The organism is Methylobacterium sp. E-025, from assembly GCF_022829705.1.
Classification (GTDB): Bacteria; Pseudomonadota; Alphaproteobacteria; order Rhizobiales; family Beijerinckiaceae; genus Methylobacterium.
Window position 1 is genome coordinate 22,462 of the sequence record NZ_JAKSYR010000078.1, and the last position, 12,973, is coordinate 35,434.

At 69.9% G+C, this 12,973-nt stretch carries 13 protein-coding genes; 11 read left to right on the forward strand and 2 right to left on the reverse strand.

The window, feature by feature from the left end; all coding sequences use genetic code 11:
- Positions 1–36: 36 nt before the first annotated feature.
- Complete coding sequence (locus tag MKK64_RS08885; RefSeq protein ID WP_313898899.1) at positions 37–1,317, reverse strand: flagellar biosynthetic protein FliO; 1,281 nt, start codon at positions 1,315–1,317, stop codon at positions 37–39.
- A 218-nt stretch (positions 1,318–1,535) separates the two neighbouring features.
- Here MKK64_RS08885 and flgB point away from each other — a divergent pair, with 218 nt between their 5' ends.
- The 8 genes from flgB to recA all read left to right on the forward strand — a co-directional run bounded on the left by flgB (position 1,536) and on the right by recA (position 9,241).
- Positions 1,536–1,940: a flagellar basal body rod protein FlgB gene (gene flgB / locus MKK64_RS08890; RefSeq protein ID WP_147728154.1), complete on the forward strand. Its 405-nt coding sequence runs from the start codon at positions 1,536–1,538 to the stop codon at positions 1,938–1,940.
- A gap of 35 nt (positions 1,941–1,975) precedes the next feature.
- Positions 1,976–2,383, forward strand: a complete 408-nt coding sequence (flgC, locus tag MKK64_RS08895) for a flagellar basal body rod protein FlgC (protein WP_147728153.1) — start codon at positions 1,976–1,978, stop codon at positions 2,381–2,383.
- Between the two features lie 19 nt (positions 2,384–2,402).
- Positions 2,403–2,717: a flagellar hook-basal body complex protein FliE gene (gene fliE, locus MKK64_RS08900; protein WP_147728152.1), complete on the forward strand. Its 315-nt coding sequence runs from the start codon at positions 2,403–2,405 to the stop codon at positions 2,715–2,717.
- 284 nt (positions 2,718–3,001) lie between these two features.
- Complete coding sequence (gene fliQ, locus MKK64_RS08905) at positions 3,002–3,268, forward strand: flagellar biosynthesis protein FliQ (RefSeq protein ID WP_147728151.1); 267 nt, start codon at positions 3,002–3,004, stop codon at positions 3,266–3,268.
- Between the two features lie 33 nt (positions 3,269–3,301).
- Positions 3,302–4,066, forward strand: a complete 765-nt coding sequence (gene fliR, locus MKK64_RS08910) for a flagellar biosynthetic protein FliR (RefSeq protein ID WP_147728150.1) — start codon at positions 3,302–3,304, stop codon at positions 4,064–4,066.
- 53 nt (positions 4,067–4,119) lie between these two features.
- Complete coding sequence (gene flhB, locus MKK64_RS08915; RefSeq protein ID WP_147728149.1) at positions 4,120–5,187, forward strand: flagellar biosynthesis protein FlhB; 1,068 nt, start codon at positions 4,120–4,122, stop codon at positions 5,185–5,187.
- Between the two features lie 126 nt (positions 5,188–5,313).
- On the forward strand, positions 5,314–8,010 hold the full coding sequence (gene cckA / locus MKK64_RS08920; protein ID WP_243933714.1) for a cell cycle histidine kinase CckA: 2,697 nt from the start codon (positions 5,314–5,316) through the stop codon (positions 8,008–8,010).
- Between the two features lie 136 nt (positions 8,011–8,146).
- Positions 8,147–9,241 (forward strand): recombinase RecA, encoded by a 1,095-nt coding sequence (gene recA, locus MKK64_RS08925; RefSeq protein WP_147728204.1) that lies wholly within the window; start codon positions 8,147–8,149, stop codon positions 9,239–9,241.
- Positions 9,242–9,378: 137 nt separating this feature from the next.
- Here recA and MKK64_RS08930 read toward each other — a convergent pair whose 3' ends face one another.
- Positions 9,379–9,780 (reverse strand): hypothetical protein, encoded by a 402-nt coding sequence (locus tag MKK64_RS08930; RefSeq protein ID WP_147843170.1) that lies wholly within the window; start codon positions 9,778–9,780, stop codon positions 9,379–9,381.
- 819 nt (positions 9,781–10,599) lie between these two features.
- On the opposite strand from MKK64_RS08930, the gene rpsL reads away from it, so the two are divergent.
- The 3 genes from rpsL to fusA all read left to right on the forward strand — a co-directional run.
- Complete coding sequence (gene rpsL, locus MKK64_RS08935; protein ID WP_066927123.1) at positions 10,600–10,971, forward strand: 30S ribosomal protein S12; 372 nt, start codon at positions 10,600–10,602, stop codon at positions 10,969–10,971.
- 140 nt (positions 10,972–11,111) lie between these two features.
- Positions 11,112–11,582, forward strand: coding sequence for a 30S ribosomal protein S7 (gene rpsG / locus MKK64_RS08940; RefSeq protein ID WP_147728202.1), 471 nt, complete (start codon positions 11,112–11,114; stop codon positions 11,580–11,582).
- A 31-nt stretch (positions 11,583–11,613) separates the two neighbouring features.
- Positions 11,614–12,973: elongation factor G (fusA, locus tag MKK64_RS08945; protein ID WP_243933727.1), on the forward strand; the 1,360-nt coding region annotated here is incomplete at its 3' end.

Sequence of the window (12,973 nt, forward strand, 5' to 3'; positions counted from 1 at the left end):
ACGGCGACCGTCGGCCGGCCGGGCTCCTGCGCCCGGTCAATTCCGCTTGTCGAGGGGCCGCCCGAGGAGGCGCGCGAACTCGGCCTCGATCTCCTCCACCGAGAACGGGTTGGCGGCGGGCTTCGGAGGCGCCGAAGCGGGTGCCGGCGGGGTCTCGACCTTCGGCGGGGGAGGCGGCGCGGGCTCGACCCTGGGGGGCACCCGCGGCTCGACCGGTGCGGCCGGCGCCGGCGGAGGAACCGGCTCGGCCGGCGGCGGAGCGGGTAGGAACGGTTCGGGCTCGGGGACCGGTGCGGGTGCGGGCTTCTCCGCGGACTGTACGGCCGCGGGCTCGCCGGCCGGGGCATCGACCGGCGCCGCCATGGCCGCGGCCATCGGATCGATCGCGGCCGGCGCCGCCGGAGCGGGTGCCGGGCTCGGAGCGGGCGCGGGCGCCGTCCAGGCCGGCGACGGCGACGGCGACGGCGACGGCGACGGGGTCACGGCCGAGGCCGGCCGGGCGAGCGCGGCCTCGAGCTGGCGGGCCATGTCCGAGAGGATGGCGGGATCGACCGGGCGACGCTCGGCCGGCGGCAACGGAGGGATCGGCGGGATCGCGGCCGGCGCGAAGGCGGGCTCCTCGGGCGGCGGCTCGGAGCGCGGGCGCTCGGAGGCGACGTCGAGGCGCGGGTTGATCAGCGGCGGCGCGGTCCGGCGCATCGGGCGCCGCGCCGGCGCGTCCGGCCGCGGCCCGGTGACGATCGCCTCGGACGGGCGCGCGTCGGGCGTGAGCGGCTTAGGAGCGCGGTCCGGGCGGGGTTCGGCCTCGTCGAGGATCGCCGCGTCGAGGGGCGGGACGGAAGCGAGCGCGCCGCCCGGGCCGGACACGGTCGGCGCGAGCACGATTGGCATGGCGAAGTCGGGTCGGAACGCCGCCTGGGCCTGCGTCTCGAGGCCCGGGAAGGGGTCGAGCCCGGCCTCGGCGAGCGGCTCGGCCATCGCCTCGGGGCGCAGGGCCGGATCGCGCTGCTGCCCGCGCTGGATGTGGCGCTCGATCACCACGTCGTTCGGGCCGCCGACGAGCAGCAGATGCTCGACGTTGTCGCGCCGCAGCAGGATCAGCTGGCGCTGCCGGTCGAGCTCGTACACGTCGACGATCCCGAGGCGCGGCTGGCGCCCGCGCTGACCGCCGCGCTTCGCGTCGGCGAGACCGCCGCCGCCGAGCCGGCGCACAACCAGCACGATCACCGTCAGCACCGCGAAGATCACGGCGAAGATGGTGACGTACTGCACGACCGGAGAGCCGTCAGACCCGAACACGGACTGCAACCATTGCACGGACGATACTCTCGTTCTTCACGGGCCCGGGAGGGCCCTACGCAAAACCGCCCCGTCAGTATCACGGCCGGCCCGCCGCCGGGCAATCATCGTTAAGTCTTCGTTAACAGCTTCGCTGCGGCGCCCGGAGGCGGAAACCTTAACCCGGCGTTAACCAAGCGGGCGGCAGATTTTGCCGGGCGGCCGGAGACCGGGCCGCGCGAATCCGGAGCCCCCTCGTGGCCGTCACCGACATGCCGCTCCTGGGAATGCTCCGGACCAAGATGCAGTGGCATCAGGCGCGCCAGAAGCTCCTGGCCGAGAACGTCGCCAACGCCGACATGCCCGGCTTCCGCCCGCGCGACCTGGCGCAGCCGAGCTTCGACCGGTCGACCGGCCTCGCCGCCTCGACCGGGAGCGCGATGACGCTGACCAGCGTCGGGCACATCGCCGCCTCGGGCGACACCGGCGTCGGCGCCGATCCGCGCCGCGTCACCGAGTTCGAGATCCGCCCGAGCGGCAACGGCGTCAACCTCGAGGACGAGATGATGAAGTCCGGCGACAACCAGTCGGACTACCAGCTCGCCGCGTCGATGTACCAGAAGAGCCTCGATGTCCTGAAGATCGCCATCGGCAAGAAGTGATCGCGAGCCGAGACATGATCGGGGAGGCTTGAGCCATGGATTTCACGAAGTCGCTCTCGATCGCCGCCGCCGGCCTGAAGGCCCAGTCCGGCCGGATGCGGATCATCGCCGAGAACATCGCCAACGCGGATTCGGCGCCGCAGACGCCGACCGGCGAGCCGTACCGGCGCAAGATCCCGACCTTCAAGAGCCATGTCGACCGCGAGACCGGCGCCAACCTCGTGGAGGCGGGACGCGTCCGCCGCGACATGACCGCGTTCCGGACCAAGTACGATCCCGGCAACCCGGCCGCCGACGCGAAGGGCGAGGTGCGGATGCCCAACGTCAACGGCCTGATCGAGAACATGGACATGCGCGAGGCCCAGCGCTCCTACGAGGCGAACCTCAACATGGTCACCACCACGCGCAGGATGATCTCCCGCACCCTCGAAATCCTGAAGTAGGCGAAGGCGGGACACGATCATGGCCAGCAGCAACTTCGCGGCCGGCGCCTACGCCGCCGTCCAGAACGTCGGCAGCTTCAAGGGGCCGCCGAAGATCCAGCCGACGCAAGGGGCGGGCAACGACTTCACCCAGCTGCTCGGCCAGGCGCTCGACGGCGTCGGCGATGCCGGCCGCAAGGCCGACGCGCAGGGCCTGGCGGTGGCCGCCGGCAAGGCCAACGTCGTCGACGTGGTCACGGCGGTGGCCGAGAGCGAGACCGCCCTGCAGACCATGGTGGCGGTGCGCGACCGGATGATCTCGGCCTACGAGGAGATCATGCGGATGCAGATCTAGCGCGTCTTCTCCCGCCCCCGGCAGGCCACCGGATTCACGCATCCGACGGTGCCGAAAGGCGCCCGACGACAACGCCCCCGTCATCCCGGGGCTGCGAAGCAGGGCCCGGGATCCGGAAGCCGCCGCGGCGGTAAGCTCGGGCACCGCCGGCGGCTCTGGATCCCGGGTTCGCCGAAGGCGCCCGGGAAAGGCGGCGGCCGAGTCTCGAGGTGCTTCGGAGATGCCTGAACCCGGTCGCCCGTCGCGGGGACTTGGAATTTCGTCAGCAATCGGACCTCGGACACATGACCGGCCTCGCCATCCTCGACGTCGCGCGCGACGGCATCTTCGTCTTCCTCAAGGTCGCCGGGCCGCTGATGCTCGTGGCGCTCGCCGTCGGGCTCGTGGTCTCGCTGGTCCAGGCGCTGACGCAGATCCAGGAGCAGACCCTGATCTACGTGCCCAAGATCGTCTCGGTCTTCGCCGCCCTCCTGCTGATGCTGCCGTTCATGGGCGACGCGCTCGCCGGCTACATGACCCGCATCGCCGCGCGCATCGCCGCCGGCCAGTGAGACGGGGCGGGCGGCCGGCTGCTATGACGCGCCATGAACCTGCTCCTGCCCGGGATCGCGGCGGCCTACCTGCTGACCTTCGCCCGCGTCGGCACGCTGATCATGCTGATGCCGGGCATCGGCGAGCAGTCGGTCTCGCCGCGCATCCGGCTGTCCTTCGCCCTGCTGGTCTCGCTGCTGCTGTTCCCGATGGTGAGGCCGCTGCTGGCGGTGGGCCCCGACGCGATCGGCGCGCCCCGGCTGATCGGCCTGCTGTTCTCGGAGACGCTGGTCGGGCTGGTGATCGGGCTGACCGTGCGGATGATCCTCGCCGCGCTCCAGACCGCGGGCTTGATCGTCTCGCAGCAGCTCGGCCTGTCCTACGCCATGACCGTCGACCCGGCGCAGGGCGGCCAGCAGCCGGCGCTCGGCAACTTCCTGTCGCTGCTCGGCATCACGCTGATCCTCGCGGCCGACCTGCACCACGTGGCGCTCGACGCGATCTCGCGGAGCTACGCGGTGCTGCCGCCGCAGGCGGTGCCGGCCTTCGGCGATGCGGCGACGCTGGCGCTGAAGGCGGTCGGCCGCGGGTTCACCCTCGGCGTCCAGATCGCCTCGCCGTTCATCGCCTTCGGCATCCTGTTCAACCTCGGCCTCGGGGTGCTGTCGCGGCTGATGCCGCAGCTGCAGGTGTTCTTCGTCGCGGTGCCGGCCTCGGTGCTGATCGGCATGCTGATCCTGTTCGGCTCGCTCGGCGTGATGATGACCGTGTTCCTGGACGACCTCGGCCGCTACCTGCTCGAGTTCGCCGGGCGGTGACCACGACGACGCACAGCCGCCGCGGCCCCGGCCAGGTCGGGAGCCGTTGACCCATGGCCGAGGGGACCGAGCAGGAAGACAAGACCGAGGAGCCGACCCAGCGGCGGCTTGATCAGGCGATCGAGCAGGGCAACGTCGCGACCAGCGCCGAGATCAACACCTTCGCGATCCTGGCCGCCTTCACCCTGGCGCTGATGATCGCCGGGCCGGGCATCGCCCGCGGCCTGCTCGCCGAGATGCGCGGCTTCCTGATGAACGCCCACGCGGTCCCCGACGACCCGCACGCCATGGCGGGGATCGCCGGCCGCACCCTGACGATCTGGTTCCAGGCGCTCGCGGTCCCGGTCGGGCTCGTCGCGGTGGCGGGGCTGGCCGCCGGCCTGCTGCAGCACCCCCTGGTCTTCACCACCGAGACGCTCGGGCCGAAGTTCGAGCGGATCTCGCCGATGGCCGGCGCCAAGCGCATCCTCGGGCTCGAGGCGCTGTTCCAGTTCGGCAAGGGGCTCGCCAAGATGGCGGTCGTCGGGGTGGTGGTCGGCACCGTGCTGTGGCGCGACCGCGACCGGCTCGAGGTGTTCGCCCGCCTCGATCCGGCGGCCTGCCTCAGCGCGATCCTCGGCATCAGCGTCAAGCTGCTCGGCGGCGTGCTCGCCATCCATCTCGTGATCACGATGGCCGACGCCCTGTACCAGCGCTACCGCTGGCGCCAGCGCCTGCGCATGTCCAAGGAGGAGATGAAGCAGGAGATGAAGGAATCGGACGGCAACCCCGAGGTGAAGGGCCGGATGAAGCAGATCCGGATGCAGCGGGTGAAGAAGCGGATGATGGCCGCCGTGCCGACCGCCACGGTGATCATCACCAACCCGACCCACTACGCGGTGGCCCTGCGCTACGAGGCCGGCATGGGCGCGCCGGTCTGCGTCGCCAAGGGCGTCGACTCCCTGGCCTTCCGCATCCGCGAGCTGGCCAAGGCGCACGACGTGCCGGTGCTGGAGAACCCGCCGCTCGCCCGCGCGCTGCACGCCACCGTAGACATCGACGAGGCGATCCCGGCCGAGCACTACAAGGCGGTCGCCGAGGTGATCGGCTTCGTGATGCGCCTGCGCCGCCGGGCCGCCTGACGGGTCCGTACGCACGGTTTGTCCACCTTCCTCCGTCAGGCTTCGCCGCGACCGACCGGAAGACAGCCCTTGCCGATCGGCGGCGTGAAGGCATAACCGGTCCTTCGTTTCTGGATTCAAGGCCCGATGGCGGATCTGAGTGGACCCACGCCCGCGGTTTCGGGCTCGATCGACCGGTCGGAACGGCCCGGGCGGGTCGGATTGCTGCTCGTCCTCGCCGGGCTGCTGGTCGGGGCGGCGATCGGCCTGTCGTTCGTGGCCAACGAGCAGGCGCAGTCGCTGATCATCTGGCTGCTGGCGCTGCTGGCCATGGCCGGCGTGTTCTTCCTGTTCGCGATGGCGATCGGCGCGATCCAGCTCAGCGGGCAGGGCGGGCGCGACGACATCACCAAGGCGATCGTCGACGCCGCCCCCGAGGCGACCGTCGTGGTCGAGGAGGGCGGCCGGCTGATCTACGCCAACGAGGCCTATCTCCACGTCGCGGGCGGCGACAGCTTCTCGACGCTGCGCCCGGTCGAGCGGATCTTCGTCGGCTCGCCGGAGGTGTCGGAGGCGATCTACCGCCTGTCCCAGGGCGCCCGCGACGGGCGCAGCCACGCCGAGGAGGTGCGGATGTCGCCGCCGCCGGCGGCGAGCGCCAGGGGGCGCGACTTCGCCTGGTACCGCATCCAGGTCCGCCCGCTGCCGCGGCCGGGACGGGCCGCCTCGCTGTGGACGGTCAGCGACATCACCGCCGAGCGCGAGCGCCAGGAGAACGTCTTCCAGGAGCTCCAGCACGCGATCGACTACCTCGACCACGCGCCCGCCGGCTTCCTTTCGATCGATCCGACCGGGGCGATCGTCTACATGAACGCGACGCTCGCCGCCTGGCTCGGCTACGACCTCGCGGTCGTCGGCCCCGGCGGCCCGCACCTCTCCGAGATCGCGCCCGCCGCCGACGCGCTGATCCAGAATGCCGGGCTCCCCGGCGAGGTCCGCACCGACCGGTTCGACCTCGACCTGCGCCGCCGCAACGGCCACCCGATGCCGGCGCGGCTGTATCACCGCGTCGCCTTCGGCAAGGACGGCAAGCCCGGCGCGTCGCGGACCTTCGTCATCAACCGCTCGGCCGGGGCTGAGAGCGACGAGCCGCAGCGCGCCGCCGAGGTGCGGCTCGCGCGCTTCCTCAACAACTCGCCGATCGCGATCGCGACGCTGGACCGCTCCGGCCGGATCGCGCGGGCGAACGCCTCGTTCGCGCGCCTGTTCGGCACCCTGCCGCGGCACGCGGTGGCCGATTCGGCCGCCGGCGCCGAGGAGCCGAACGTCGCCGAATCGGTGGTCGAGCGCGACCGCCCGGCCCTCGATGCAGCGCTCGCCAAGGCGGCGAGCGGGCTCTCCGAGATCGAGCCGATCGAGGTGATGCTGATGGGCAATGCCAACCGCTCGGCGCGGGTCTGGCTCAGCCCCGCCGGCGGGGAGGGCGCTCCGGGCCAGGAGCCGGAGGAGGCCGATCGCGAGCCGCTGATCCTCTACGCCCTCGACACCACGGCCCAGCGCCAGCTCGAGCAGCAGATCGCCCAGACCCAGAAGATGGACACCGTCGGCCAGCTCGCCGGCGGCATCGCGCACGACTTCAACAACGTCCTCCAGGCGATCATCGGCTACTCGGACCTGCTGCTCGCGAGCCACAAGCCGACCGATCCGGCCTTCCAGGACATCATGCAGATCAAGCAGAACGCCAACCGGGCGGCGGGCCTCGTGCGCCAGCTCCTGGCGTTCTCCCGCCGCCAGACGCTGCGCCCGGAGGTGATGAACGTCGGGGAGGCGCTCTCGGAGCTGACGCTGCTGCTGAAGCGCCTGCTCGGCGAGCGGGTCGGGCTCGACCTCAAGCACGGGCGCGACATCTGGCCGGTGAAGGCCGACGTGAACCAGTTCGAGCAGGTGATCGTGAACCTCGCGGTCAACGCCCGCGACGCGATGCCCGGCGGCGGCCGCCTGCTGATCCGCACCGCCAACGTGCTCGACCCGGGCGCCGCGGCGAAGCCCGACGGGCGCGGCGGCGCGCCGGCCGGCGACCACGTGCTGATCGAGGTGCTCGACACCGGCGAGGGCATCCCGGCCGACCTGATGGAGAAGATCTTCGAGCCGTTCTTCACCACCAAGGAGATCGGCAAGGGGACCGGCCTCGGCCTCTCGACGGTGTTCGGCATCGTCAAGCAGTCGGGCGGCACCATCGACGTGCAGTCGACCGTGGGCGAGGGCACGAACTTCCGAATCTACCTGCCGCGCCACGAGCCGGCGGCGCTGCCCGAGCCGGCGCCGACGCCGGCGCTGCCGAGCCCGACGGCCGACGCGTCCGCTCCCGCCACCGCAGCGCAGGCGCCGGGCGAAAGCTTCGTCCTCGTCGGCGATCCGCCCGCGCCGCCGGCCCCGAAGGCGCCCCCGCGAAAACCCTCGGCCGACCATACCGGGCAGGGGGTGATCCTGCTCGTGGAGGACGAGGATCCGGTCCGCGCCGTCAACAGCCGCGCGCTGTCGGCCCGCGGCTACACCGTGCTCGAGGCCGCCTCCGGCATCGACGCGCTGCACATCGTGCGCGAGGGCGGCCACCAGATCGACCTCGTCGTCTCGGACGTGGTGATGCCGGAGATGGACGGCCCGACCCTGCTGCGCGAGATCCGCAAGCACCTGCCGGAGCTCAAGGTGATCTTCGTCTCCGGCTATGCCGAGGACGCCTTCCGCAAGAACCTGCCGGAAGGCGAGACCTTCAACTTCCTGCCCAAGCCCTTCAGCCTGAAGCAGCTCGTCGAGACGGTGAAGGCGACGATGGCCGAGCCGTGAGGCGGCGGGCAGGCGCGGAAAAGGCTCCTCGGCGAGCCGATTCCGCCCTTGCTCGATGAGAACAAAACGGGTACATCAAATGCAGGTTCCAGCGCATTGAGATGCGCGCCCAACCCCTGCATAAGGATGCCGCACGATGGCTCAGGCCGCACTGAAAGTGGTGGAAACCCCCGGCATGGTGGACAAGGACAAGGCGAAGGCGATCGACGCCGCGCTGTCCCAGATCGAGCGGGCCTTCGGCAAGGGCTCGATCATGCGGCTCGGCAAGAACGACAAGGTGGCGGAGGTCGAGACCGTCTCCACCGGGTCGCTCGGCCTCGACATCGCGCTCGGCGTCGGCGGCCTGCCGCGCGGCCGCGTCATCGAGATCTACGGGCCGGAATCGTCGGGCAAGACCACGCTCGCGCTCCACACCATCGCCGAGGCCCAGAAGAAGGGCGGCGTCTGCGCCTTCGTCGACGCCGAGCACGCCCTCGACCCGGTCTACGCGCGCAAGCTCGGCGTCCAGCTCGACGACCTGCTGATCTCGCAGCCCGACACCGGCGAGCAGGCGCTCGAGATCACCGATACGCTGGTGCGCTCCGGCGCGATCGACGTGCTGGTGGTCGATTCGGTGGCGGCGCTGACGCCGCGCGCCGAGATCGAGGGCGAGATGGGCGACAGCCAGCCCGGCCTCCAGGCCCGCCTGATGAGCCAGGCGCTGCGCAAGCTCACCGGCTCGATCTCGCGCTCGAAGTGCATGGTAATCTTCATCAACCAGATACGGATGAAGATCGGCGTGATGTACGGCAGCCCGGAGACGACCACGGGCGGCAACGCGCTCAAGTTCTACGCATCGGTCCGTCTCGACATCCGCCGCATCTCGACCCTGAAGGACCGCGACGAGGCGATCGGCAACCAGGTCCGCGTCAAGGTCGTGAAGAACAAGGTCGCGCCGCCGTTCAAGCAGGTCGAGTTCGACATCATGTTCGGCGAGGGCGTGTCGAAGGTCGGCGAGCTGATCGATCTCGGCGTCAAGGCCGGCATCGTCGAGAAGTCCGGCGCCTGGTTCTCCTACAACAGCCAGCGGCTCGGCCAGGGCCGCGAGAACTCCAAGGGGTTCCTGCGCGACAACCCCGAGATCGCGGGCAAGATCGAGACGTCGATCCGGCAGAATTCGGGACTCGTCGCCGAGAAGATCCTGGAGAACGCCAAGCCGACCGAGGACGAGCTCGACGAGGGCGAGGCGTAGTCCGCACCGCCCCTCCGAAGCGGCACACCGAAACGAAGAAGCGCGCCGGCCCGGGAGGGCGGCGCGCTTCTTCGTTATGAAGCCCCGAATGGGGAATGCCGGACGGGCCGACGCCTCGGCTCAGACGGCGCGAAGGCTCACGCCGAAAAGCCGGCCGGCTCGAACAGGAAGTCGTCGATCGTCGGGATGCTCACGGAGAGCCCGGCATAGGCCGGCTTCGACAGGCGCCACGGCCGCTCGGCCCGGGCGCGGATCGCCTCCGAGGGACGCAGGCGGCGCAGCGAGCCTTCCGGCTCGACCTCCTCGACGGTGAGGAAGCCGTAGACCTGCAGCCGGGACGCGATCAGCTTGGTCTCGCGGTCGCCCGCCGCCACCGTGAGCGTCCCCGTGGCATAGACCGCATCCATCAGCGCGCGCTGCTCGGACCGGCGCCGGGCCTGGCCCTCGCGGACGCCGCCCTCGTACGGCAGAGGCCGGCCCGCGGCGGCGATCCGCCGGAAGGGGACGACGTTCTCGGCCGCACTCGAAACGCTACCCATACGCATCACCCTGACCGTCGCCACATCGCATGGTCGGGTGCGCATCGCGCCGTCCCGACGAAGCGGACAATTCGACGAATCGCTTTAATCTTCCGTGAGCGCTGTCGAAGCGGGCCGTGCCCGACCTGCCCCGATCCGGCACGGTGCGCCGCGCTAACGAGGCCGCCCACCCGACGAGCAAGCTCCGGCCTCGCGCGGGCGATGGGAGGTCGACGTGATCAGGAAACGCGTCCCGATGGGCGCGGAGTTGGTCGCCCCGGGCCCGAGCGCCGGCTGGAATAGCCGCCGCGAAGGTAACGCCGCCACCGGTCTGCACGGGCCCGACGACACGATCCGCGGCCTGCCGTACGCAGACCACGACATTCGCATGCTCGCCGGGCGCGTGAGCCGGCACGGAGACCCAGAGGCGGATCGCCTCGGGCAACCGTCCCGCACAAAACCTTAACTTCTCGTCGGATGCGAGATAATCGGCCGGAAACCATTGACCCCTCGGGCGATGGAGGCTAGAAGCGCGCCACTTCGAACGGCCCGGGGGCTGCTGACGAGGCTGAGCATCACGCTCATCCGCTCGTCGACGACGCGCCGATCCACCGTCGAAGGCTCACATCGCCTGACGTTCTCGTCAGATCAGTAGGTACGAGCGCGCCTGCCTTAACAGGGGTGCTCCTCTGCCGATAGCGCGCCAAGGGTCCTCACCGACCCCTGGCGCATATTCGTTTTGCGGATCTCCTTCGGGAGGTTCGTGGGCGGCTCCGCAGGGAGCCACGTTACGTCGCACGGGATCGCGCTTCGTCGCGATCCGGAGGAAGAGGGCACAGGATGCCGACGATCAACCAGCTGATCGCGCAGCCGCGGAAGATCCAGCGGAGCCGCAACAAGGTGCCGGCGCTCAACGCCTGCCCGCAGAAGCGCGGCGTCTGCACCCGCGTCTACACGACGACCCCGAAGAAGCCGAACTCTGCGCTCCGCAAGGTCGCCAAGGTCCGCCTCACCAACGGCTTCGAGGTGATCGGCTACATCCCGGGTGAAGGCCACAACCTTCAGGAGCACTCGGTGGTGATGATCCGCGGCGGCCGCGTGAAGGACCTTCCGGGCGTGCGCTACCACATCCTCCGCGGCGTGCTCGACACACAGGGCGTCAAGAACCGCAAGCAGCGCCGCTCCAAGTACGGCGCCAAGCGCCCGAAGTAAGATCTTCCCGTCCGGACGTTTTGCCCGGGCGGCCGACACGGCATTCCACTGCCTCGTAAGGATGTCGCCGGCGCTCCTCAAGAGTGGCTCAAGGCGGCCTGCGCGAGGTGCTTAGATCCTTATCCCTCGGAAGTTCCGCAATGTCCCGTCGCCATTCCGCCGAGAAGCGTGAGATCATCCCCGATCCGAAGTACGGGGATATCGTCCTCACCAAGTTCATGAATTCGATCATGTACGAGGGCAAGAAGTCCGTCGCCGAGCGGATCGTGTACGGCGCCTTCGAGATCGTCGAGAACCGCGCCCGCGCCAACCCGATCGAGGTGTTCCGCGCGGCCCTCGAGAACGTCGCCCCGATGATCGAAGTGCGCTCCCGGCGCGTCGGCGGCGCGACCTACCAGGTCCCCGTCGAGGTCCGCACCGAGCGCCGCCAGGCGCTGGCGATCCGGTGGCTGATCCAGGCCGCCCGCGGTCGCAACGACCGCACCATGGTCGAGCGCCTCTCGGCCGAGTTCCTCGATGCCGCGAACAATCGCGGCAACGCCGTCAAGAAGCGGGAAGACACGCACCGGATGGCGGAAGCCAACCGCGCCTTCTCGCACTACCGCTGGTAAGCGGCCCGACGCCCCTTTCGGAGAGATCCCGATGCCCCGCACCCACGCGATCGAGGACTACCGCAACTTCGGCATCATGGCCCACATTGATGCCGGCAAGACCACGACCACCGAGCGGATCCTCTACTACACCGGCAAGTCTCATAAGATCGGCGAGGTCCATGAGGGCGCCGCCACCATGGACTGGATGGAGCAGGAGCAGGAGCGCGGCATCACGATCACGTCGGCCGCGACGACGTGCTTCTGGCGCGAGAAGCGCCTTAACATCATCGACACGCCCGGCCACGTCGACTTCACCATCGAGGTGGAGCGCTCCCTCCGCGTGCTCGACGGCGCGGTGTGTGTGCTCGACGGCAACCAGGGCGTCGAGCCCCAGACCGAGACCGTCTGGCGCCAGGCCGACAAGTACGACGTCCCGCGCGTCGTGTTCGTCAACAAGATGGACAAGATCGGCGCCGACTTCTTCAAGTGCGTCGCCGACATCATCACCCGCGTCGCCGGCAAGCCGGTCTGCCTGCAGCTGCCGATCGGCGCCGAGAACACCTTCAAGGGCGTGATCGACCTGATCAAGATGAAGGCGATCGTCTGGTCGGGTGAGGCGCTCGGCGCCAACTACGACGAGGAAGAGATCCCGGCCGACCTCAAGGATCAGGCGGTCGAGTACCGCACCAAGATGATCGAGGCCTGCGTCGAGCTCGACGACGAAGCCATGACCGCCTACCTCGACGGCGTCGAGCCGAGCGAGGAGACCCTTCGCAAGCTCGTCCGCCGGGCCGTGCAGCTGCGCGCCTTTCACCCGGTGCTCTGCGGCTCGGCGTTCAAGAACAAGGGCGTTCAGCCCCTGCTCGACGCGGTCGTCGATTACCTGCCGTCTCCCGCCGACCGCGGCGAGATCAAGGGCCTCGACTTCAAGACCGAGGAAGAGATCGTCCGTCACCCGACGGACACCGATCCCTTCTCCATGCTCGCCTTCAAGATCATGGACGATCCCCACGTCGGCACGATCACCTTCTGCCGCGTGTACTCGGGCAAGATCGAGTCGGGCGCCAACGTGCTCAACTCCTCGCGCGACAAGAAGGAGCGCGTCGGCCGCATGCTTCTGATGCACGCCAACAACCGCGAGGACGTCAAGGAAGCCTTCGCCGGCGACATCGTCGCGCTGGCTGGCCTCAAGGACACCCGCACCGGCGACACGCTGTCGGACCCGGTCAAGGTCGTGATCCTCGAGAAGATGGAGTTCCCGGAGCCCGTCATCGAGATCGCGGTCGAGCCGAAGTCGAAGGCCGATCAGGAGAAGCTCGGCATCGCGCTCGCCAAGCTCGCGGCGGAGGATCCGTCCTTCCGCGTCTCCACCGACCAGGAGTCGGGCCAGACCATCCTGCGCGGGATGG

Excerpts from the sequence above, each read along its gene's own strand:
- flgC (WP_147728153.1), top strand. The coding sequence starts at position 1,976 with ATGGATTTCACGAAGTCGCTCTCGATCGCCGCCGCCGGCCTGAAGGCC.
- fliE (WP_147728152.1), top strand. The coding sequence starts at position 2,403 with ATGGCCAGCAGCAACTTCGCGGCCGGCGCCTACGCCGCCGTCCAGAAC.
- fliQ (WP_147728151.1), top strand. The coding sequence starts at position 3,002 with ATGACCGGCCTCGCCATCCTCGACGTCGCGCGCGACGGCATCTTCGTC.
- fliR (WP_147728150.1), top strand. The coding sequence starts at position 3,302 with ATGAACCTGCTCCTGCCCGGGATCGCGGCGGCCTACCTGCTGACCTTC.
- flhB (WP_147728149.1), top strand. The coding sequence starts at position 4,120 with ATGGCCGAGGGGACCGAGCAGGAAGACAAGACCGAGGAGCCGACCCAG.
- cckA (WP_243933714.1), top strand. The coding sequence starts at position 5,314 with ATGGCGGATCTGAGTGGACCCACGCCCGCGGTTTCGGGCTCGATCGAC.
- recA (WP_147728204.1), top strand. The coding sequence starts at position 8,147 with ATGGCTCAGGCCGCACTGAAAGTGGTGGAAACCCCCGGCATGGTGGAC.
- MKK64_RS08930 (WP_147843170.1), bottom strand. The coding sequence starts at position 9,780 with ATGGGTAGCGTTTCGAGTGCGGCCGAGAACGTCGTCCCCTTCCGGCGG.
- rpsL (WP_066927123.1), top strand. The coding sequence starts at position 10,600 with ATGCCGACGATCAACCAGCTGATCGCGCAGCCGCGGAAGATCCAGCGG.
- rpsG (WP_147728202.1), top strand. The coding sequence starts at position 11,112 with ATGTCCCGTCGCCATTCCGCCGAGAAGCGTGAGATCATCCCCGATCCG.